The organism is Nodosilinea sp. AN01ver1, assembly GCF_050565655.1.
Taxonomy (GTDB): Bacteria; Cyanobacteriota; Cyanobacteriia; order Phormidesmidales; family Phormidesmidaceae; genus Nodosilinea.
This window is the reverse complement of record NZ_JBNXVS010000020.1, coordinates 23,104-41,236: the sequence shown is the minus strand read 5'-3', so window position 1 is coordinate 41,236 and position 18,133 is coordinate 23,104. Positions and strand designations below refer to the sequence as shown.

The window sequence follows — 18,133 nt, the reverse complement described above, 5'->3', positions numbered from 1 at the left end:
CTGTCTAAGGGGTGTGGTTACAGTCTGGCGCTCAAACCTAGCGGTGCCAACGAGACCATAAACCGCAATAACTACAATAACTGACTCTGTAGTTCAATTTGCGGCCGAGAAAACCAACGTCAAATTGCGCTTCACGAGCGTATGGCCCGCAGCATCCCAAAACCGGGAACCGACTCGAAACGAGTATCCGTTCCGGAATCGCTCAGCGGCTAATTTTCAACATCTGGTTGCCGCCCTTTTGAAATTCGTAGGCAACGGCTTCAATTTGAATACTAAGCCCCTGGCTTGGCAGTGAATTGATCACCGACTCAACATAGGGCGATGGCTGACCATTGAGTTTAATCAAGGGAAAGATTCTCACGTCTGCGGCAACCCGCAGCAGCTCATGGATGGAGGCGATGTGAAACTCCAGCGATCGCTGCTCTGAGTAAAGAAAAAGCAAATGCGAACAGAGGCACAGCTCAAACTGGTTATCAGCAAAGGCTAGGCTAGGCAAAGCCTGATCCAAATATCGCCCCGCAGCTTTACCGGCATCATAATCCAGCAAAAACGTTTCCATTGCCCTCAGGCGAGCACAACCGAGTTGATCGGCATTCTCAAAGTTCTGCCAAACGTAGCGATCAGAATTTTGCCTAACCTGCGAAACAACAGTTTCATAGGTAGCGCGAACCCGCTGCTCAATTTGCTCAGCAGAAAATTGATAAATCGGATCAACAGACGTAACAAAATGGCCTAACCGAGTCATTTCAGCATTGAAGCTAGCTGGCCCGTCGCCACACCCAAGGATTTTGGCGTTTAAGTCTGTTTCAGACAGGTTAAACATGGCTCGATATTCGTCCAGCGTTCTGCCCCAGGGGACAACATCATCCAGCTTCACGTCGAGACCACCTCATCTCAGCCATTGCCTTTAGCCTAGCTTGCCTGCTGGCGCTGAAGCGGTTCCGACAGGGCTTGACGGTGCAGTCACCCAACATGACGAGGGCGGCGGTGCTGCCCTCAAACTGTCTATCGCCGGGGGGCGGCAGCACGATACCCTTTAATTTGTAGTTCTAGACACGATTCTTTCAAACAAGTTAAAGTGGTACTGAGTATGAATAACCGCCAATTTTATGGAAGAGCAGGCCGCAGTTAAACCTCCAATCACCTCCCTGGAAGATGCTATTGAGCGCTGCCAGGTGCTGGGTATGCGGCTGAGTCGGCAGCGACGCTACATTTTGGAGCTGCTCTGGCAGCACCAGGGCCACCTCTCCGCCCGCGAAATTTACGATCGCCTCAACCAGCAGGGCCGCGAAATTGGCCATACCTCTGTCTACCAAAACCTCGATGCGCTCTCAGAGCAGGGCATTATCGAGTGCGTTGAGCGCGCCGACGGTCGGCTCTACGGTCATCTGAGCGACTCCCACAGCCACGTCAACTGCCTCGACACCAACGAGATTATCGACATTCAGGTCACCCTGCCCGCCGACCTGATTGAGCAGATTGAGGCCCGCACCGGGGTCAGCATCACCGACTACCGCATCGACTTTTTTGGCACCACCGCCAGAGCTACAGAATAAGGGTTTTATCTAGCTAACCCCCGTTTGTAGGGGCATGCCATGCCCCTACAGGTTGACCGTTTCGATCTTTGTAGCTGTAGGGTGGGCACCGCCCACCACGCGAATAGCGCTAAGCAGATCTGAAAGCAGATTTGACTAGGTCGAACGCACAGGTCGCCGCTGGGGCTGCCCCGCCCGAGCCGGGGCCAGCAGCTGAATCATTGGCTCGACCAGCCAGGGCGCTAGCCGCTGGGCCAACATAGCCGCATGGCTCTGCCAGCCTACCAAAATCTCGGTCTGACCCCGCCGCAGCCCCCGCACCATGGCCTCGGCCACCTGGTCTGGCGTCGCAGGCTGCACCCCGCGAAACCAGTCAAAGCCTTTCACCATATCGGTATCGGTCAGCGAGGGCAGCAGCGCCACGACCTTTACCCGGTGGGGGGCCAGTTCGCTGCGCAGGGCCTGGGTAAAGCCGACGATCGCAAATTTAGTGGCCGAATAAGTCGCCATCGTTGGGGCCGCCACCTTGCCCATCAGGCTAGAGACATTGACAATGCAGCCCTCGCGGCGGGCGGCCATACGGCGGGCCACCAGGCGAGTGACGGTGTAGAGGCCAATCAGGTTGGTCGAAATTTCGGCCTGCACCTGGGGCAGCTTGGCCTGCAAAAACGGCGTTTGGTAGGCCACCCCGGCGCAGTTGACCAGCAGGTGTACCGGGCCGTGGTGCTGCCAGGCGCGGGCAATTACCACATTGGCCTGAATCGGGTCAGTCAAATCGACGGGCAGCACGATCGCCTCGGCCCCCAGCTGCCGCACTTCATCGGCAACGGCTTCCAGGCGCTGGGCATGGCGGGCCACCAGCAAAATGCGCTGCATACCCTGGCGAGCCAGGGCGTGGGCGATCGCACGGCCAATGCCGCGCGATGCTCCGGTAATCAGAGCTGTTTTTCCGTGAAAAAGCATAGGAACCTCCTGCTGAGTCTGGCGTAGTGCCGTCAGCGTGATTAGAGCTGTGGTGCGATGGTGCGCCTTATCAAAAAGGCCGGGACCGATAGCACCTGTGAATCAATCGGTGCAGAATTTGCCTGAGAAAAGCTAAATAGGTTTGGGAACAGCGATCGCTGATTAGTCGCGGTGTGCTTGGTTTACCTGGCTGGGAGCCAGACTACCTTGGAGCTTTGGGGTCGCGTTGCTGTGCGCAGCCCTACAGGTGGGGCCTTTATCTAACGCGTTGGAGACGGGTGCTGTGCGCTTGGAGCATGGGGTTTGCTCTCCTGAATGAAAGACCATCCGAACCATGACTCAGACGTTAGCACCGGGATCAGAGAGCGACAATGATCCTGAACGAAGTCGTCGAATTGTAACAGTGCTTATCAAAAATCTCAGAAATGACGACGACGGGAACCCTGCCTGCCCCAGACACAGTTTTTACGCCACACAAAGAATTCTGTTCGGACAACGGTTTCAGACGTTATTTCTGTTTCATGAGAACCTGCCCGGACGGGAACCAAAAACTGAGAAAGCAGCCCTGTAACCTAAGTTGCGTATCACTGTGTAAAAAGTTGTGTAGAAAACAGTGAGTCTATAGATTTTTCAGGGCCTTCTTCATGCAGGGCGGAAACGATCGCTTGGGGCTATTGCCCTGTATCTGGGCGTGGCTGAGCATGGCGCTAGTCAGTGCAGTCGGTGCTACCAACATAGGGGGCTGTCCCCATCAAATCATCTAGGCAGTCCTCCAAAAGGGTTAAGGCTTCTGGGGCAGAAAAATCGCCGTGGTCATGGCTGACGGTTTTGGTTGCCCCATCCAGGTAAACGACCGAAATTTGACTGGAGGGTTGACAGGTTATATCGCTGTCGTCGTAGGCAGCAGCAAAACGCTGAAAGCGAACATGGTGAAGGGTTTGCTCAATTTCGGCTACCTGAGCCAGCGGAACAGACCAATTGGCTCTCCCCAGGACGTTGACATAGTATTCGCCGAACCACAATACCTGGCCATCGGAGGAAAGTTCGACGGTGTAAACCGGGCAAGAACCGAAACACATTCCCCGGCTGAAGGTCAATTTATGGATTTTGGGCGGTATGTTCACGATCGCACTGTTCCTCAGCATTTTTAATGACAGCTCTTGACAAAATTAACCTCTATATAGCTGTCGCCAGCCTATCGGTTATCAAGGAGGGTAAGGGCGTTTGTTCAACCCTCTACATAAGCCATACCCAACTACGCCGGTTTTTATCGACCACTGTTTGTGAACAGACGAGCGATATTGAAGGCGCGGGACCTAAGCTAGAGAGCAGGCCAGGGGCATACCCCTAGCCGGTGTAGTGAGGGACGAAGGCCAATGGCACCCAGCGATATTTTGATTTTGTCCAATGGGCCAGGGGAAATTTCGACCTGGGTGCGCCCGGTGGTCAGAGCGTTGCGAGAACCCGGTGGTCCATTGGGGGACGAATCGGCCCAGACCCGCATTTCCGTAGTGCTGTCGCCCTGCGCCAATGCCTCCGGGCGCGAGGCCGAGATGGCTCTTCGGCTACCGGGGGTCGATCGCGTGCAGGGGCCAGAGCATTTCTTCTCATTTTTGCTGACGGGCAAAACTGCCGAGCGCTGGGACTGGCACCCGCGCGGGGTGGTGCTGTTTTTGGGCGGCGACCAGATTTACCCGGTGGTGGTGGGCCGCCGCCTGGGCTACCGCACCGTGATCTACGCCGAGTGGGATGCCCGCTGGCATCGCTGGATCGATCGCTTTGGCTGCATGACGGCCAATATTGTCGAGGCGGCCCCGCCCGAGTTTCGCGACAAGTGCGAGGTGATCGGCGACCTGATGGCCGATGTGCGGGGTGATGCGGTCAGCCAGGAGGCGGTGAGCGACCGGCTCTCCCTAAAACCTGATCAAGAGCTGATCGGTTTCATGCCTGGATCCAAAAAAAATAAGCTCAGCATGGGGTTGCCCTTTGCCTTGGGCACCGCCGAGGCCATCCACCGGCAGCGGCCCAATACCCAGTTTGTGATTCCGGTCGCGCCGATGCTGTCGCTAGAGGCGCTGGCCCAGTTTGCCGATCCGGCCCAAAACCCAGATATTCGCCTGATTGAAGGGGCGGCTACAGCAGAGCTAGTGGAGCCAAATTCGCCCCTGCCCCGGCTGCGTACCCCTAGCGGGCTGGAGGTACTGCTGTGGCAGACCAGCCCCGCCTACGACCTGATGAGCCAGATGCGGTTTTGCCTCACCACCGTGGGGGCCAACACCGCCGAGTTAGGCTCCCTGGGGGTGCCGATGATGGTGCTGCTGCCCACCCAAAAGCTTGAGGCCATGAAAGCCTGGGACGGCATTCCGGGGCTGCTGGCCAACCTGCCCCTGGTGGGAGATAACCTGACTAGAATCATCAACCGGCTGGTGCTGCGCCAAATTTATAAAGAAGGAAAACTGTTTGCCTGGCCCAACATTTGGGCTAAGCGCGAAATTGTCCCTGAGCGGATTGGCCCGCTCAAGCCCGCAGAGGTGGCGGCCCAGGTGGTGAGCTACTTAGAAAATCCCCCGACCCTGGAGGCCATTCGGCAAGCGCTGCGATCGGTGCGGGGGGAAGCAGGGGCGGCGAGCAAACTGGCGGTGATGGTGGTCGAAGAGCTAAGGTCGTGATGCCCGATGTAAGACTTTAGCAGGCGCGATCGCTCTATGGCTCAGATACCCACCGCTAAACCCTCTGTTCTGTGGGGGCCAGTATGGGGCCTCGCCCTGATGCAGGGGGCAATTACCCTGCTGTGGGTGATTTACAACCTCTATCTAGTGCAGCTGCTGACCCAGCTGGGGTTTCCCCAGGGGCTGGCCGTGGGGCTGCTGGTGGTCGAAAACCTGCTGGCCATGGTCATAGAACCCGTGGTAGGCACCTTTTCCGATCGCATGCAGCACCAGATTGGCACTCGCCTGCCGATCATCAGCCTGGGTGTCGTGCTGACGGCGGGCCTGTTTGTGGTGATTCCGACGGCGCTGGTGTGGGGGCAGGGGGCGCTGCGCTGGGGGCTGCCGCTGCTGCTGGTGGCCTGGGCCATGGCGATGGCGGTCTTTCGCAGCCCGGCCCTGTCGCTGCTGGGGCGCTACGCGATGGGCACCCAGCTGCCTCAAGCGGCCAGCCTTTTGACGCTGGTAGGCGGTGTGTCGGGGGCGATGGGGCCGCTGGCGGGCCAGTTTATTTTGGGGCTGGGGCCGCTAGTGGCGTTTAGCCTGGGGTCGGTGGTGCTGCTGGTGGCCGCCCTGGCGCTGCGGTGGGCGGGGCCGTCGGGGGTGACGGATGCGGCGGCGATCGCGCCGCCAGCCGCCAGCCCGCTGCCCTGGGCCAGCCTGGGTCTGATCTTTGGTACAGGCGTGGGGGTGGGCCTGGGCTTTCGATTGGTGATGAGCGCCCTGCCCGCCACCCTGGCCCAGCGAGTACCCGACGCCAATATACCCCTGGTGCTGGGGGCGCTGTTTATTGCCCTGGCCCTGACCGCCATTCCAGCCGGGCAGTTGGCCCGCCGCCTGGGCAACCGCCGGGCCATGGTGCTGGGGCTGAGCGCTATGGCCAGTCTGGCCATTCTGTTGGGGGTGATTTCTAGTACGGCGGTAGGAATGCTGCTGGCCGCCCTGTTTGGGGCGGCGCTCAGCCTGGTTTCTAACGGCACGCTGCCCTTTGCCCTGGCCATGGTGCCCCCTGCCCGCGCTGGGCTGGGCACGGGCACCTACTTTAGCGGCGGTGCCCTGGCCGCCAGCGTGGGCGGGGGGCTCTTTGTCAACAGCGGGCTCGGCCCGACGGTGATTGCCCTGGTGGCCGCCCTGGCATTTTTGGCGGCAGGACTGTGCGTAGGGGCCAGCGGATCCCCCCCTCACGCCGCCCGCGTCACTTCCAGATAAACATGCTCTAGCTTGACCGGGCTGCGGGCGATCGAGTCGAGGGGAATGCCCTCAAAGCGATCGATTAACTCCTTCAGTTCGAGCTGCTCGGGCACCCAAAAGGCCAGGTCGCCGCCGTAGGTGCGGTGGGGGTAGCCCAGCTGGCGGGCGCGGGCGATCGCCCCTTTCGGATCCTTCGTTTCGACGGTGACTATCTCGCGGGCTGGAATGCGCGATCGCAGCTGCTCTAGCGTGCCCTCGGCCAGCAGCCGCCCCTGGCTCAAAATGCCAATTCGCTGGCACAGCCGCTCTACCTCGTCGAGCAGGTGGGAGGTCAGCAACACCGTCACCCCCATCGCCTTAAACTGGCGAATCAGCTGCCAGAGCTCCTGCCGCGCTTCGATATCGAGCCCGGTGGTGGGTTCGTCGAGAATGACCAGCTTGGGGCGGTGCAGCATCGCCGCCGCCATGCTCAGCCGCCGCTGCATGCCGCCGCTGAGCCGCTCTACCGGGGTGTGCTTTTGCGCCAGCAGGTTGACTGCCTCCAGGCACACCTCGACCCGCCGCAGGCAGTCCTGGCGAGAGAGCCCGTAGAGCCGGCCAAAAAAGAACAAATTGTCGCTACAGGTGAGGCTGCCGTAGAGCAGGTTGCTCTGGGGCGTCACCCCCACCAGCGCTTTGGTGGCCTCGCCTGCCGGGCGATCGCCAATGGTGACTGAGCCGCTGTCGGCTCTGAGCAACCCGCAGATAATGTTGATGGTGGTTGTCTTACCGGCTCCATTGGGGCCGAGCAGGCCGTAGATTTCGCCGGGTTGCAGATCCAGGCTGAGGTTTTGCAACACCGCCTTAGAACCGTAGCGCTTACAAAGATTTTCAAGCTTTAGCATGCAGGGGTGCGACTTTGGGGCCGAGGGTGGCTGCCTTCCCCTGCCGTTAGTTATGCTCAAGACAGGAGGCAGGGAAACGCCCCTGTATCTTATCAGTGAGGACTCTATGGCTGGCGATCGCGAACTGGTCTTGGCCACAAACAGCGCCTTCTACCGCTCCTTCGAGAAGAAGGACATAGAAGCCATGGAAGCCGTCTGGTCCAAGGGCATGGGCTGCCTCTGCATTCACCCAGGGCGCGATGCCCTCAAGGGCTGGCCCGACATCCGCGACGCCTGGGAGCGGATTTTCAAAAACACTAGCTACCTCGAAATCGACACCGACATTCTCACCGTTGAGGTCAGCGGCGACCTGGCCTTCGTGGTGCTAATTGAGAACGTGCTGCAGATCAGCGGCGAGTCTGGCCTCGATCGCTTCACCAGCCGCCGTCTAGAGGCGCGATCGATGGCCACCAACGGGTTTGAGCGCCTGGCCGGCAAGTGGTATATGACCCACCACCACGGCAGCCCGGTGGTCGATTAAGCCCCTTAATTCGCCATTTTTGGCTGATAGATCTGTCTTCTGCTAGATGCTCTCAGGTTAATTTTTGCCGCGACTTTAGCTTCAGCTAACGTGAAGCCGATATTCTGGATTTAATCGTTTGGGGATTTTGGAGAACGGCGATGAGTAGTTTTAGCGCTAACTTTACCAATCGCGACTATGACGTCAAAATTGGCGAATACTTTAGCCGCGGCTGGGAGATTTTCAAGCAAAAAGCCCCGCTGTTTGTTCTATTTACCCTGATGCTGTTTCTGATTCAGGTTGTCATCGCCATCCTCCCCTATCCGCTAGGGTCAAGAAGCGATGAGCCCGTGCCTGGGGGCATTCTCAATTTTGCGTTTAATGTCGTTACCCCAGCCCTAACCGCAGGCTATTACTTTGTGGCGTTTCAGCTCGCCCGCGGTCGCAATGCGGTCTTTAGTGACTTTTTTCAGGGATTTAACAAGTTTTTACCGATCTTTCTCACCGCGCTGGTAGCCGGTATTTTGACCGCCCTGGGGTTTGTGCTGCTTGTGATTCCAGGCATTTATTTGGCCGTAGCGTACCTGTTCGCCCAGCCCTTTGTGATTGACAAGAGCGCTGATTTTTGGCAAGCGATGGAAACCAGCCGCCAGCTAATTACCAAAAAGTGGTTCTCATTTTTTGGCCTGCTGCTCCTGCTTGGCTTGCTCAATGTGGCTGGGGCCATTGTGTTAGGAATTGGCCTGCTGGTAACTGTGCCCCTTTCGGTCTGCATTGTGGCAGCGGCCTACGAAGACATTGTGGGCCTCAACTCGGTAGCCGAAATTTAGTCAGGGGTGCGATGGTCAAAGACTGGCCCTTGAGGGCCATCGCTGCCGGTATTGGGCTGAGGCGATCGCCCCTGCTGCCACCAACAGAAATGTTCAGAATTTAGCTCCAGTTTCTGTATGCCCTGTGCAGTGGTCATTCTGCTTCAGGCTGACAGCTGAGACGGCTATTTCACCAGACAGTAAACCCTCCTGACCAAAGGCCTCAACCTGGCGTAGGTTGAGGCCTTTTTAATCTACAGCGATGGCCCTGGCGCTCAGGACACCAGCCCTGGCCATGGTTGAAAACTGGGTAGCGCAACGGCCGTAGCCATCACTTCAAGGACTTTGGTCACGTCCTCACCGTTCTGGCGGTGGCATAGTCTTAGCCATAGAACTCAGTAGACTGTTTCGAAGACAGGTGCAGTTGAGTCCGTCATTTTTGAGTCCGCTACTGAGGAGTATCACCGGCCTTGGCAGTTTCTAGCAATTTAACGCAGCTGATCAAAGCGTGGCGTCTGTCGCCTGCGGCGGTCTGGATGGCGGTGTGGTTCTTGATCGCCCTGGCCATTCGTCTGGCATTTCTAACCAGCAAGCCCCTCTGGATGGATGAGGTGGCCACAACCATCTTCTCGCTGGGCAACAGCAGTCGCTCTGTTCCGCTCGATCAGGTGATCTCGCTAGAGCAGCTGCTGACGCCTCTGCGCCCCCGTCCCGAGGCGACCGTGGGCTCCACCATCCACTACCTGATGCAGGAAGATAACCATCCACCGGCCTACTTCGCCCTGGCCCACCTCTGGATGAATCTCTTTCCGACGGTGCAGGGAGTAGCCTCTCCGTGGGCGGCGCGAGCCCTGCCCGCCCTGCTCGGTGCCCTGAGCGTACCGGCGGTCTATCTGGCCGGGTGGTTGGGGTTTCGCTCGGTGTTGGCGGGGCAGATCAGCGCCGCCCTGATGGCTGTATCTCCGTTTGGGGTGGCGATGGCCCAGGAGGCCCGGCACTACGGCATGGCCACCCTGATGGTCTCGCTGGGGCTGGCCTGCTTTGCCGTGGGGGTCTGGAGCCTGTACGGTGCCGAAACCAAAGCACCCCTGAACCCGCCCATTTCACCGGCCTTTGGGCTGCTGTGGGTGGGGGTCAACGCTCTGGCCTTTGCCACCCACTACTTTACGGCGCTGGCGCTGATGGCTCAGGCCCTGGTGCTGATGGCGCTGGCCTGGCACCAGGGGCGATCGCGGCCCCAGGTGCTCTGGCAACGCCCCTGGCGACGGCTGTACTGGGTGATGCTGGGCACCTTGGCCGCTTGCCTGGTGTGGCTGCCGGTGCTGCTCAACTTCTACGGCAGCAGCCAGTCTTCAAATTTGGCCATTGACCTCAGCCAGCCCATGCGGTGGCTGGATCCAATCGCGCAGATGCTGGTCGGGCTGATCTTTATGGTAATTACCCCCATCACCCACGCCCATGGCGCGATCGGCATTGCGGCCGTGGTGCTGTCGGTGCTGCTGCTGCTGCCCGTGCTGCTGTGGCTGGTGGGGCGACTCATTCAGGCCAGACCGCTGGTGCGCCAGTCGGCCTCCGGTCGGTTTGGGCTATTTGTCATGGGCGGGTTTGTGCTGGCGGCGATCGCAATCTTTTTTGCGGTCACCTACGGCGTGGCGATGGATATCACCCGCGGGCACCGCTACAACTTCGTCTTTCACCCTGGTGTCATGGTGCTGCTGGGGGGGCTGTTGGCCGTTTACTGGCCAGAAACTCCCGAGACATCGGCCCGCATTCCCTGGACGCCGTGGCGCATTTCGGGACGGCGCAGCGTGCAAGTAATCTGGGTTGCGGGTCTGGTCAGCGCCCTGTTCGTCGTCAGCAACCTGGCCTTCGCTAAGTACTACGCACCGGCCCAGTTTGTTCGCACGGTGCAAACCGAATCGGCCCACCCGGTACTGATCGGCTTTGCCAACCCGATCGAAACAAAACCGACGGTCATCGGCATTGAGTTCCTCAGCATTGGCTGGGAGATTCAGCGCCACTTTGACCCAGCCACCCCAGAGAGCCAGTGGTCGGTGCCGCCCCAGTTTTTTATCTGGGCCTTACCCAGCAATCCCACCGTTCCGCCTGAAGCAGCGCTAGCCAACATTCTCTCAGCGCCGCCTCGACCATTCGATCTGTGGTTTCTGCATAGTCACTCAGACCTGAGCGCCTATGGATGTACCCAGGTGAACCAGGCCAGCAGCGGCAGCCATCACTACAGCCACTACCTGTGCACATCACCCTAAACAGCCCCGGAATTGGCCCCTGGCCATCTGGTCACACCTCTATGCCGATATAAACTCTGCCACAGCAGGGGCAGACAGGCCTGAATTGCTAATTCAAAATCGGCAGTTGACATCGGCCACTTTGCTGACTGCGATCTCTACCTTTAGGTATAGGTTACGACTGTATCCTGACCGTTGTATTTATTAACGATTATCCTTAAATAGATCAGGGCGTTGGACTCGGTTTCGTTAGCGTAAAGAGTGGAGACTAGGTTAAACCACCATGAGAGAACTCTGGACGGCTCGGCTGCCAAAGCTGAGGCCAGTGCGCCTCAAATCGGTCAGACTGCAGCCGCTTAATCTCAAGACGTTGCGACGGTCAAAGGATGGTTCCCAAGAGCCTGCGCCTGTGAGCAATCCTTCTACTCGCATCAAGGTCTTTAGCGGTCTAGCCTTTGCCAGCCTCCTGCTGGTGCAGGTTTCGGCATCTCCGCTGGGCAACCGGGACAACGGCAAATCTGGCACCCTGAAACCCGCCCTGTGGCAAACAACGGGCATGGTGCGCCAGTCGATTGTCGATTTGTACCGGGCGCGGCGGGTGCTGGTGCAGGCGGCTCTCCCCCCCGACACTGCCACCGATGCCGCCGCGCCCCCGGCCCCAGCGGCTAAGGCCGCGGCGACAGCCTCGCCCTCGGCTCAGCCCGCCGCCAGCAGTAGCGCTGCCTCCCAGGCGAGTTCGCGGTCTGTGCCCCAGCCCTCTGCGCCGCCGACCCCCGCTGTGGCCAGCAATTTTGACCCCGGCAAAACCATTGATACCAACCTCGAAATGCGGGTTGCGATCGCCAAAAATTCCTCAAACCTGGAAGTCGCTACCTCCGTTGACGGCTACCTGATGGATCTCAGTGGTGAAAACTACTGCAATCTACCCGCCCAGAGCAGCCTAGTGCTGCAGCCCCAGGGCTCGGGGATGGCCGCCGGTAGCTGCACCCTCTCCAATACGGTATGGCTAGAGCCAGGTGAAGGCGGCTACGTGTACGTGGGCGACAACTGGTACAAGGGTCGAGTTTTGCTGCTGAGCGATGGCTCCGGCCTGATGGCCGTCAACTTTGTGCTCATGCACGACTACCTGAGCAGCGTTGTGGGCAGCGAAATGTATGTCAACTGGCCCCTCGAAGCGCTCAAGGCCCAGGCGGTGGCGGCCCGTTCCTACGCTCTGGTGCACCACGTGCGCCACGCCCAGCGCCCCTACGACCTCGACAATACCCAGCGCTACCAGGCCTACCTGGGCATTGCTAAAGAGACCAACACCACCCAGGCTGCCGTCGCCGCCACAACTGGCGAGTTTATTAGCTACAACGGCGGCATTGTGGAGTCGCTCTATGCGGCCTCGGATGCGATCGTGCAGGCGGCCCACGGCGGCAACGGCATGAGCCAGACCGGGGCCATGGAACTGGCCAGCAAGGGCTACAACTACAACCAAATTTTAGGCAACTACTACCCCGGCACCAGCCTCTCTCGCCTGGTGGTCGAGTAGGGGCCAGCGGCCGTTGGCCCTGATCAAACCGAGGGCCTCTAGTTGGTACTAATCTCTGTAAAGCTCGCGCCCTCAAGGACGCGAGCTTTTTTGTGCTGCGCATACTACAACATGTCACACATTTGGTTCTCCTGCCACTAGTAAGCAAGGCAAGACACGGAGGCCCAATCGCTATGAGCAGCTTAACAACACCCATCAGTGCTGTACTGGAGAGCAAATTGTACCCAGGCGTAGGCGTGATTCATTCTGTGGCGCAGCCCGGTTTGGAGTGGGTCGTGCGCGTCAACGGCGTGTACTGGACGGCCCGAGCCGCTGCAAGCTACAGCTTTCAAGCGGGCGACGCCATTCGGCCCATCGATCGCCAGGGTAACACCCTGCTGATTGAACCGGCCTAGCCTGCCGCTAACTACAGCCGGGGGGCGGCGCGAAAATGTTTTCTTCTACTTGAGTCACGTTTGCGCGCCTGCGCCTACTACCCCTACAGATGGTTCGAATTTTTCTGCATCGTTTGTTGAGGACATAGACCTATGGTTATCAACTTTGTTATCGCAGAGGCTGCGGACATACCCGATCGCCTGCGATTTAGAGGCTGGTTCGCCAGCGCAATTCGCTTTACCCGGCAGGTGTTAGATAGCGTGCGATCGCTGATTAAAACAAGGCTTCAGCCCCGTTCTGATAGCCCAGATCCAGAAACAGACCTGAGCGTTTTAATCAAAAAACCTGACTTTTCGCTGGATCACACCACCGATCTCAAACTTTTGCATCCCGACTGGTACTTGTTTTTCTCCATCAGCCCGCCGCGCTCTCTACAAGGCATTTGTCATGACCAAAACTAACAAAACCCCCAAGCATCGCTTAGAGCAGCAAACGAGTCATGAACCTGTCGAAGAACTGGTCTATACTTTCATCGCTGCGGTCAGCCACCTGCTCATGCCCGACGAGTTTAAAGGGACTGCTTTTTACAAGTTTTTGCTTCGATTTGTCAGGCAGTGGCACATTACAAATGTCGATCTAGACGACGTCATTGTTGAAGGTGTCAAGCGGGGCATTGAGTATATTCGCAGGCACAATAAACCGATCCACAAACCCGAGTCCTGGCTCCGTCAGGTGTGCCTAAATATTCTCAGAAGTAAGGTCGACGCGACAATTAAGGACGAGCGCAAGGTAAAACAGTTGACGACCCTGGCGCAGCAGCCTAAGCACCCTTTGCTAGAGGCAGAACTGATTGAACAGCTGAGGTTTCTTGAAGTCGCCCTCAACCAGCTCACAACCGACGAGCAAAGGCTGATTCGCATGAAGTTTTTGCAGCGCAAAACCTACGAGCAGATTCGGCAGCACTACAAGTACATGGCCGCTGGTGAAGAGTGCCACGTGCCTTCGATACAGGCGCTGAGAAAGCGCGAGTCTCGCGCCCTAAAAAGGCTCAAGGCTCATTTCTTTCAGCTTTATAATGGAGGTATCGATTAACTATCTAAAGCTAGCCCTAAGCAGACCCAAGCTGTTTTAAGTTCATCCAAAATTGATATTTTTGGGTTCTTCTATAGCCTGCGGAAAGGATTGTGAAATGGTTTGGGTTGAAAGGTTTAAGACAAATTACTATCGAGGCTATGGAGCATTCAGTCAAACATTATGAAAACTCCCACGTTAGATCAGCAATTTCTTTCTCACCTCAGTCTGAAGCAAAAAAGGCAGGTGTGGAAGTACTATCTGTTGATCACCCATCCCGATATGGACCCTGATCGACAGATTCAACAAATCTCTCAAATTTGGAGCCTTGCCGAAGCCGATGATCGATTGATGGAGTGGTTAGAGTTTATCGACTATTTCTATGCCGACATGGATGATGATGAGGACGAACGAGCCGTAGATGCCAGGCGAGCCTACCTGAGTGAGTATTTAGCTGAGCGAGTTGAGCTATCGACGGTGCCGACCAGTTCTTACCTGCCCAGGTTCTTTCAATGTCCTCAAGGTAAAGGGTATGTAGCCGTTCCTAGAAATAGTCGAGAGCCCTATGACTTTGCCACGTTTCAGCAGCGGCGATGCAAAAATTGCGGTTGCGAGTTTGCTCAGCACGTCGAGATTCAACCCGATGCGTCACTGCCTGAGGCCTGAATCCCGAGATGGTTGGAAAACTTTAGTCGCCTTTGAGTGGAAACGGTAGCCGCCTGCCCTGGTCTTGGGGCAGGCGTTTTTGCGCTTGGGGGCTAGCGCAGGGCGGTGGCTTCGAGCTGTTGCTGAATTAACGCCGTGAGGTCTGTTGCCAGGGGCTGGTAGTCGGCGATCGCCCCCAGTGGCTCCATTGGCAGCAGCACCGTCACCGCTACCCACGGCGTCAGGGTGCGGCGGGTGAGCTGCGACCATTGGTTGGCCCAAAACCAGTGGCTGGGCGAGGGATGCCCGCCCTGGGGCATGGCGTACCACTGCACCACCGCAAAGCTCTGGCCATCGCCCCAGGCCCGAAAAAATCTCGCGGTGACCGACCCAGCCCGCAGCCGCCGCCGTCCCTCAATCCGCCAGTTTTGAGCCCCGGCCAGGTCGATCCACTCCAGCTGGGGCTGGTTGCTGTGCCAGGGCTGGGGGTGCAGCAGTAGCGCAAACTGCACTGGGGCGGTTTGCGCCCCGGTAGACGAGGCGCGATATTCTGCCAGCGTCCAGGTTTGGCGGTTGATGGCGATGGGTTCCGCGATGGTGAGCTGCCAACCGGGCAGCGGCAGACCGTCGGTTTGCAGCGATCGCAGCTGGTCGATTTGGGTCACCTGGGGCGTAGTTTGCCAGGGCCACTGACCGCTGAGGTAGGCGGGCAAAATCGCCATCCCGGCCAGGGCGCTCAGCACAACCACCAGAGCCAGGCTGACCCAGCGGTTGGAGAAAGGGCGAGAAGACAAGGGCTGGGTGGTCATAGGGTGCGATCGCGCTAAACAACAGAACCAACAACAGGCCTACACCGACGACGAGGGCGACTGCACCACCAGATTGAGGCTGGCTGGCACCCGGTCTTGAATCAGCCGCAGCAGCAAAATAATCGTCAGCAGCATCAGCGCTGAGTAGAGGTCGCCGCCCCAGCTTTCGTGCAGCCATGCAAAGGCCCCGTCCTGGCCCATACCGTGGAAATAGCTGAGCAGAGCATTGCGCAGAATATTACCCACCACGCTAACCGCTACCGTACTGCCCACAAACAAACCCGTTCTGAGCCGTGACCTGTAGGCCCCCGTCCAGTACAGCAGCATGAGGGCGACGTAGAGGCTGGTAAAGAGCATTTTCAGCCCGGCACAGTGGGGCGCAACCTCGACCGTTTGACCGTTGACAAACAGGTAAATGCTCTCAACCGTGACCGGAAGACCCAGCTGCACCAGCAAAAACCCCGCCACCGAGGCAATCAACTGCTGCAGCGGCAAAATATACGGCTCAATCAGGTAGGGCAGCTGGTTTGGCGTCGCCAGCGCCACCAAAATGAGAGAAATCGCCTGGAGTCGCATGCCTGCGATCGCTTTCAGGCTCAGGCACAGCCCCACCAGCATCACCGGCAGCGACAAATTCATCCAGTCGGGCAGGCGGGTGAGGTACATCAAACTGGCCAGCCCCACCAGCCCCAGCCCCAGGGGATAGCAGCGATCGGGCAGCCCGTTCCAGGCGCTGCGCTTACCCCAGGCGATGTAGGCCGCAAAGGGCAGCCCCAGCAGCCCGTGGCTGAAGTACTCGTGCTGAATGCTGATCGACTTGTGCAGCCAGCCATCGACCCAGTGCAGCAGCAGCGGCCCGTAGAGGATCGCCAGCAGGGCGGCTATGGCCAGGGTTGGGGTGAGGTAGCGGCGGCGCATGGGGAGTGGGTGGGTGGATGGGTAGGTGGGTGGGCGGGTGAGGAAGGTGAGGGGGTGGGGAAGGTGAGGGGGTGGGGAAGGTGAGGGTTCAAAGTGCAAAATCCAAAGTGCAAAGTGCAAAATTTTGAATTCTCAATTTTGAATTTTGAATTTGTTTTCACTCCTCATCCCCTCATTCCCTCATCCCCTCACTTCCTGCAAAAGGCTGGGCGATCGCACGGCGGCGACTGCTTCCACCATAGCGTCTACCACATAATCGACTTGCTCGATGGTCATGCCGGGGTACATGGGCAGCGAGAGAATTTCCTGGCTGAGGGCTTCGGCGGCGGGGAAGTGGCCGGGGCCATAGCCCAGGGAGCGAAAGGCGGGTTGCAGGTGGCAGGGAATGGGGTAATGGATGCCGGTCTGAACGCCAGCGGCGGTGAGCTGGGCCTGGAGTTCGGTTCGGCCCAGGGGGCAGGGCGGGGTGACGCGCACGACGTAGAGGTGATAGATGTGGCCGGGGCCAGCGTCGTTGCGCATGGGCACGATGCCGCACTCGGCCAGGGGAGCGAGCCTGCGATCGTAGTGCTGGGCGATCGCGTAGCGGGCCTGGTTCCAGCCCTGTAGGTAGGGCAGTTTGACGTTGAGTACGGCGGCTTGCAGGGTGTCGAGGCGGCTGTTGGTGCCCTGGGGTTCGGTGTGGTAGTACTTGCTGGTGGCCCCGTAGTTGCGCAGCGATCGCGCCGTTTTTGCCACCTGTTCATCTGGTGTCACCAGCATGCCGCCATCGCCCAGGGCACCGAGGTTTTTGCTGGGGTAAAAGCTAAAGGCGGCCCCCAGCCCCAGCGAACCAGCAGTGTAGCCGTCGCGCTGGGCCAGGTGGGCCTGGGCGGCGTCTTCAAACACAATCAGGCGGTGGCGACTGGCTAGGTTGAGCAGCGCCTGGGGCGACACCATTTGGCCGTAGAGGTGCACGGGCACGATGGCGCGGGTGCGGGGGGTAATGGCCTGCTCGGCGGCGGCGAGATCGACTAGGGCGGTGGCGCGATCGCAGTCGACCAGCACAGGCGTTGCCCCCGCCCGCAGCACCCCAATCAGCGTGGCGACAAAGGTGTTGGCCGGCAAAATCACCTCATCCCCGGCGGTAAGGCCGCAGGCCATCAACCCGAGGGCGATCGCATCGGTACCGCAGCCGACCCCCACCCCAAAGCGAGTGCCACAGGCCGCCGCAAAATTAACTTCAAAATCGCTCAGAGCCTGACCCAGCACAAAGTCGCCCTGAGTCATGACGGCATTCATCACCCCTTGCATAGCCTCCTGCAGGGGCGCATGCTGCCAGGTCAAATCCACAAAGGGAATAGTCGGTGGAGAAGCGATGGTCATACTCACCTATCGAGGTCGGGGTTAACAACTGACGCCCGCCAGTCACGCTCAGCTTGCCCCAAACCCAAGACGCCTTATCAGCCCGCCAGGAGTCGCAACTTTAAGTTCAATACCGCTGAAATAGGGCTCAGGCAGTAAACTGGGGCAGATATCGCTTTGGCTCGATCGCAGCCGACCAGCACGCGCGGGGATCAATACATCCCAATTCAGCTACCGTTACCCCTATGGATTTTGAAACCGCTCACACCTTTGTGGTGCGCCAAACCCTCGGCACCAGCGACGACTTGCCCGATACCTTTATCGCCTGCTTGCGCCAGGGCAAACCGCCTATTCCTGGCCAGGTAACCTCCCTGCTGCTCGCCCTCAAGGTGCTGTTTGAAGGGCTCAAATCGGAACCAACCCTCGATCGCACTCTCATCAAAGCCCTGTTTATTCTCTCCTACGAGAGCCGCCAGCTCTACGCCCAGGGGCAAAAGGCGGGCGTCGTCTGGCCACCCCTGCTCGACGAAGACCTGGGGCGCATTGGCAAGGTGGCAACGTCGATTGTGTTCGGCGAATGGGTGAGTTGAGTTCGGCAAACC

The 18,133-nt window shown here is 58.7% G+C and carries 20 protein-coding genes; 12 read left to right on the top strand and 8 right to left on the bottom strand.

Annotated features, from left to right (window positions below; genetic code table 11):
- Positions 1-202 precede the first annotated feature (202 nt).
- Positions 203-877 carry an SAM-dependent methyltransferase gene (locus ACQ4N7_RS16155; RefSeq protein WP_430712532.1) on the bottom strand — a complete coding sequence of 225 codons (675 nt, stop codon included), beginning with the start codon at positions 875-877 and terminating at the stop codon, positions 203-205.
- Between the two features lie 232 nt (positions 878-1,109).
- On the opposite strand from ACQ4N7_RS16155, the gene ACQ4N7_RS16150 reads away from it, so the two are divergent.
- The gene (locus ACQ4N7_RS16150; RefSeq protein WP_430712531.1) at positions 1,110-1,556 is read left to right on the top strand and encodes a Fur family transcriptional regulator; all 447 of its coding nucleotides are present in this window, start codon (positions 1,110-1,112) and stop codon (positions 1,554-1,556) included.
- 135 nt (positions 1,557-1,691) lie between these two features.
- Here the strand turns inward: ACQ4N7_RS16150 and ACQ4N7_RS16145 are convergent, their stop codons facing one another.
- Together ACQ4N7_RS16145 and ACQ4N7_RS16140 are read right to left on the bottom strand one after the other, a co-directional pair.
- Entirely contained in the window at positions 1,692-2,498 is an 807-nt protein-coding gene (locus tag ACQ4N7_RS16145; RefSeq protein WP_430712530.1) for an SDR family NAD(P)-dependent oxidoreductase, read from the bottom strand.
- Between the two features lie 707 nt (positions 2,499-3,205).
- Positions 3,206-3,622 (bottom strand): DUF6438 domain-containing protein, encoded by a 417-nt coding sequence (locus tag ACQ4N7_RS16140; protein ID WP_430712529.1) that lies wholly within the window; start codon positions 3,620-3,622, stop codon positions 3,206-3,208.
- Positions 3,623-3,874: 252 nt separating this feature from the next.
- Here ACQ4N7_RS16140 and ACQ4N7_RS16135 point away from each other — a divergent pair, with 252 nt between their 5' ends.
- Complete coding sequence (locus ACQ4N7_RS16135; protein ID WP_430712528.1) at positions 3,875-5,167, top strand: lipid-A-disaccharide synthase; 1,293 nt, start codon at positions 3,875-3,877, stop codon at positions 5,165-5,167.
- Between the two features lie 36 nt (positions 5,168-5,203).
- Entirely contained in the window at positions 5,204-6,415 is a 1,212-nt protein-coding gene (locus ACQ4N7_RS16130) for an MFS transporter (protein WP_430712527.1), read from the top strand.
- Here ACQ4N7_RS16130 and ACQ4N7_RS16125 read toward each other — a convergent pair.
- Positions 6,388-7,281 (bottom strand): ABC transporter ATP-binding protein, encoded by an 894-nt coding sequence (locus ACQ4N7_RS16125; RefSeq protein WP_430712526.1) that lies wholly within the window; start codon positions 7,279-7,281, stop codon positions 6,388-6,390. The two genes, ACQ4N7_RS16130 and ACQ4N7_RS16125, sit on opposite strands and share 28 nt — an antisense overlap.
- Positions 7,282-7,387: 106 nt before the next feature.
- Between ACQ4N7_RS16125 and ACQ4N7_RS16120 the strand changes: the two genes are divergently transcribed.
- Positions 7,388-7,801 (top strand): nuclear transport factor 2 family protein, encoded by a 414-nt coding sequence (locus ACQ4N7_RS16120; RefSeq protein WP_430712525.1) that lies wholly within the window; start codon positions 7,388-7,390, stop codon positions 7,799-7,801.
- 140 nt (positions 7,802-7,941) lie between these two features.
- Positions 7,942-8,610: a hypothetical protein gene (locus ACQ4N7_RS16115; protein ID WP_430712524.1), complete on the top strand. Its 669-nt coding sequence runs from the start codon at positions 7,942-7,944 to the stop codon at positions 8,608-8,610.
- Here the strand turns inward: ACQ4N7_RS16115 and ACQ4N7_RS16110 are convergent.
- Positions 8,607-8,747, bottom strand: a complete 141-nt coding sequence (locus ACQ4N7_RS16110) for a hypothetical protein (RefSeq protein WP_430712523.1) — start codon at positions 8,745-8,747, stop codon at positions 8,607-8,609. The two genes, ACQ4N7_RS16115 and ACQ4N7_RS16110, sit on opposite strands and share 4 nt — an antisense overlap.
- Before the next feature lie 312 nt (positions 8,748-9,059).
- On the opposite strand from ACQ4N7_RS16110, the gene ACQ4N7_RS16105 reads away from it, so the two are divergent.
- The 6 genes from ACQ4N7_RS16105 (at position 9,060) to ACQ4N7_RS16080 (ending at position 14,481) form a co-directional block, all read left to right on the top strand.
- A complete protein-coding gene (locus ACQ4N7_RS16105; protein ID WP_430712522.1) occupies positions 9,060-10,856 on the top strand; it encodes a glycosyltransferase family 39 protein in 1,797 nt (598 codons plus the stop codon).
- A 388-nt stretch (positions 10,857-11,244) separates the two neighbouring features.
- Entirely contained in the window at positions 11,245-12,369 is a 1,125-nt protein-coding gene (locus ACQ4N7_RS16100; RefSeq protein ID WP_430712521.1) for a SpoIID/LytB domain-containing protein, read from the top strand.
- Between the two features lie 173 nt (positions 12,370-12,542).
- Positions 12,543-12,764, top strand: coding sequence for an NfeD family protein (locus ACQ4N7_RS16095; RefSeq protein ID WP_430712520.1), 222 nt, complete (start codon positions 12,543-12,545; stop codon positions 12,762-12,764).
- 132 nt (positions 12,765-12,896) lie between these two features.
- Complete coding sequence (locus ACQ4N7_RS16090) at positions 12,897-13,205, top strand: hypothetical protein (protein ID WP_430712519.1); 309 nt, start codon at positions 12,897-12,899, stop codon at positions 13,203-13,205.
- The gene (locus ACQ4N7_RS16085; RefSeq protein WP_430712518.1) at positions 13,192-13,836 is read left to right on the top strand and encodes a sigma-70 family RNA polymerase sigma factor; all 645 of its coding nucleotides are present in this window, start codon (positions 13,192-13,194) and stop codon (positions 13,834-13,836) included. The genes ACQ4N7_RS16090 and ACQ4N7_RS16085 overlap by 14 nt, the downstream gene beginning before the upstream one ends.
- Positions 13,837-13,998: 162 nt before the next feature.
- Positions 13,999-14,481 carry a hypothetical protein gene (locus ACQ4N7_RS16080; protein ID WP_430712517.1) on the top strand — a complete coding sequence of 161 codons (483 nt, stop codon included), beginning with the start codon at positions 13,999-14,001 and terminating at the stop codon, positions 14,479-14,481.
- Positions 14,482-14,573: 92 nt separating this feature from the next.
- On the opposite strand, the gene ACQ4N7_RS16075 is transcribed toward ACQ4N7_RS16080, so the two are convergent.
- The 3 genes from ACQ4N7_RS16075 to ACQ4N7_RS16065 form a co-directional block, all read right to left on the bottom strand.
- Positions 14,574-15,269 carry a cyanoexosortase B system-associated protein gene (locus ACQ4N7_RS16075; RefSeq protein WP_430712516.1) on the bottom strand — a complete coding sequence of 232 codons (696 nt, stop codon included), beginning with the start codon at positions 15,267-15,269 and terminating at the stop codon, positions 14,574-14,576.
- A gap of 39 nt (positions 15,270-15,308) precedes the next feature.
- Positions 15,309-16,187 carry a cyanoexosortase B gene (crtB, locus tag ACQ4N7_RS16070; protein WP_430712589.1) on the bottom strand — a complete coding sequence of 293 codons (879 nt, stop codon included), beginning with the start codon at positions 16,185-16,187 and terminating at the stop codon, positions 15,309-15,311.
- A gap of 180 nt (positions 16,188-16,367) precedes the next feature.
- Positions 16,368-17,552 carry a DegT/DnrJ/EryC1/StrS family aminotransferase gene (locus ACQ4N7_RS16065; RefSeq protein WP_430712515.1) on the bottom strand — a complete coding sequence of 395 codons (1,185 nt, stop codon included), beginning with the start codon at positions 17,550-17,552 and terminating at the stop codon, positions 16,368-16,370.
- A gap of 224 nt (positions 17,553-17,776) precedes the next feature.
- On the opposite strand from ACQ4N7_RS16065, the gene ACQ4N7_RS16060 reads away from it, so the two are divergent.
- Positions 17,777-18,121: a Dethiobiotin synthetase gene (locus tag ACQ4N7_RS16060; protein ID WP_430712514.1), complete on the top strand. Its 345-nt coding sequence runs from the start codon at positions 17,777-17,779 to the stop codon at positions 18,119-18,121.
- The last annotated feature ends 12 nt before the right edge of the window (positions 18,122-18,133 follow it).

Bases quoted from the DNA above. Each gene is read 5' to 3' on its own strand.
- ACQ4N7_RS16095 (WP_430712520.1), top strand. From the start codon at position 12,543: ATGAGCAGCTTAACAACACCCATCAGTGCTGTACTGGAGAGCAAATTG.
- ACQ4N7_RS16135 (WP_430712528.1), top strand. From the start codon at position 3,875: ATGGCACCCAGCGATATTTTGATTTTGTCCAATGGGCCAGGGGAAATT.
- ACQ4N7_RS16085 (WP_430712518.1), top strand. From the start codon at position 13,192: ATGACCAAAACTAACAAAACCCCCAAGCATCGCTTAGAGCAGCAAACG.
- ACQ4N7_RS16110 (WP_430712523.1), bottom strand. From the start codon at position 8,747: ATGACCACTGCACAGGGCATACAGAAACTGGAGCTAAATTCTGAACAT.
- ACQ4N7_RS16120 (WP_430712525.1), top strand. From the start codon at position 7,388: ATGGCTGGCGATCGCGAACTGGTCTTGGCCACAAACAGCGCCTTCTAC.
- ACQ4N7_RS16065 (WP_430712515.1), bottom strand. From the start codon at position 17,552: ATGACCATCGCTTCTCCACCGACTATTCCCTTTGTGGATTTGACCTGG.
- crtB (WP_430712589.1), bottom strand. From the start codon at position 16,187: ATGCGCCGCCGCTACCTCACCCCAACCCTGGCCATAGCCGCCCTGCTG.
- ACQ4N7_RS16115 (WP_430712524.1), top strand. From the start codon at position 7,942: ATGAGTAGTTTTAGCGCTAACTTTACCAATCGCGACTATGACGTCAAA.
- ACQ4N7_RS16130 (WP_430712527.1), top strand. From the start codon at position 5,204: ATGGCTCAGATACCCACCGCTAAACCCTCTGTTCTGTGGGGGCCAGTA.
- ACQ4N7_RS16080 (WP_430712517.1), top strand. From the start codon at position 13,999: ATGAAAACTCCCACGTTAGATCAGCAATTTCTTTCTCACCTCAGTCTG.
- ACQ4N7_RS16150 (WP_430712531.1), top strand. From the start codon at position 1,110: ATGGAAGAGCAGGCCGCAGTTAAACCTCCAATCACCTCCCTGGAAGAT.
- ACQ4N7_RS16090 (WP_430712519.1), top strand. From the start codon at position 12,897: ATGGTTATCAACTTTGTTATCGCAGAGGCTGCGGACATACCCGATCGC.
- ACQ4N7_RS16125 (WP_430712526.1), bottom strand. From the start codon at position 7,281: ATGCTAAAGCTTGAAAATCTTTGTAAGCGCTACGGTTCTAAGGCGGTG.
- ACQ4N7_RS16145 (WP_430712530.1), bottom strand. From the start codon at position 2,498: ATGCTTTTTCACGGAAAAACAGCTCTGATTACCGGAGCATCGCGCGGC.
- ACQ4N7_RS16060 (WP_430712514.1), top strand. From the start codon at position 17,777: ATGGATTTTGAAACCGCTCACACCTTTGTGGTGCGCCAAACCCTCGGC.
- ACQ4N7_RS16075 (WP_430712516.1), bottom strand. From the start codon at position 15,269: ATGACCACCCAGCCCTTGTCTTCTCGCCCTTTCTCCAACCGCTGGGTC.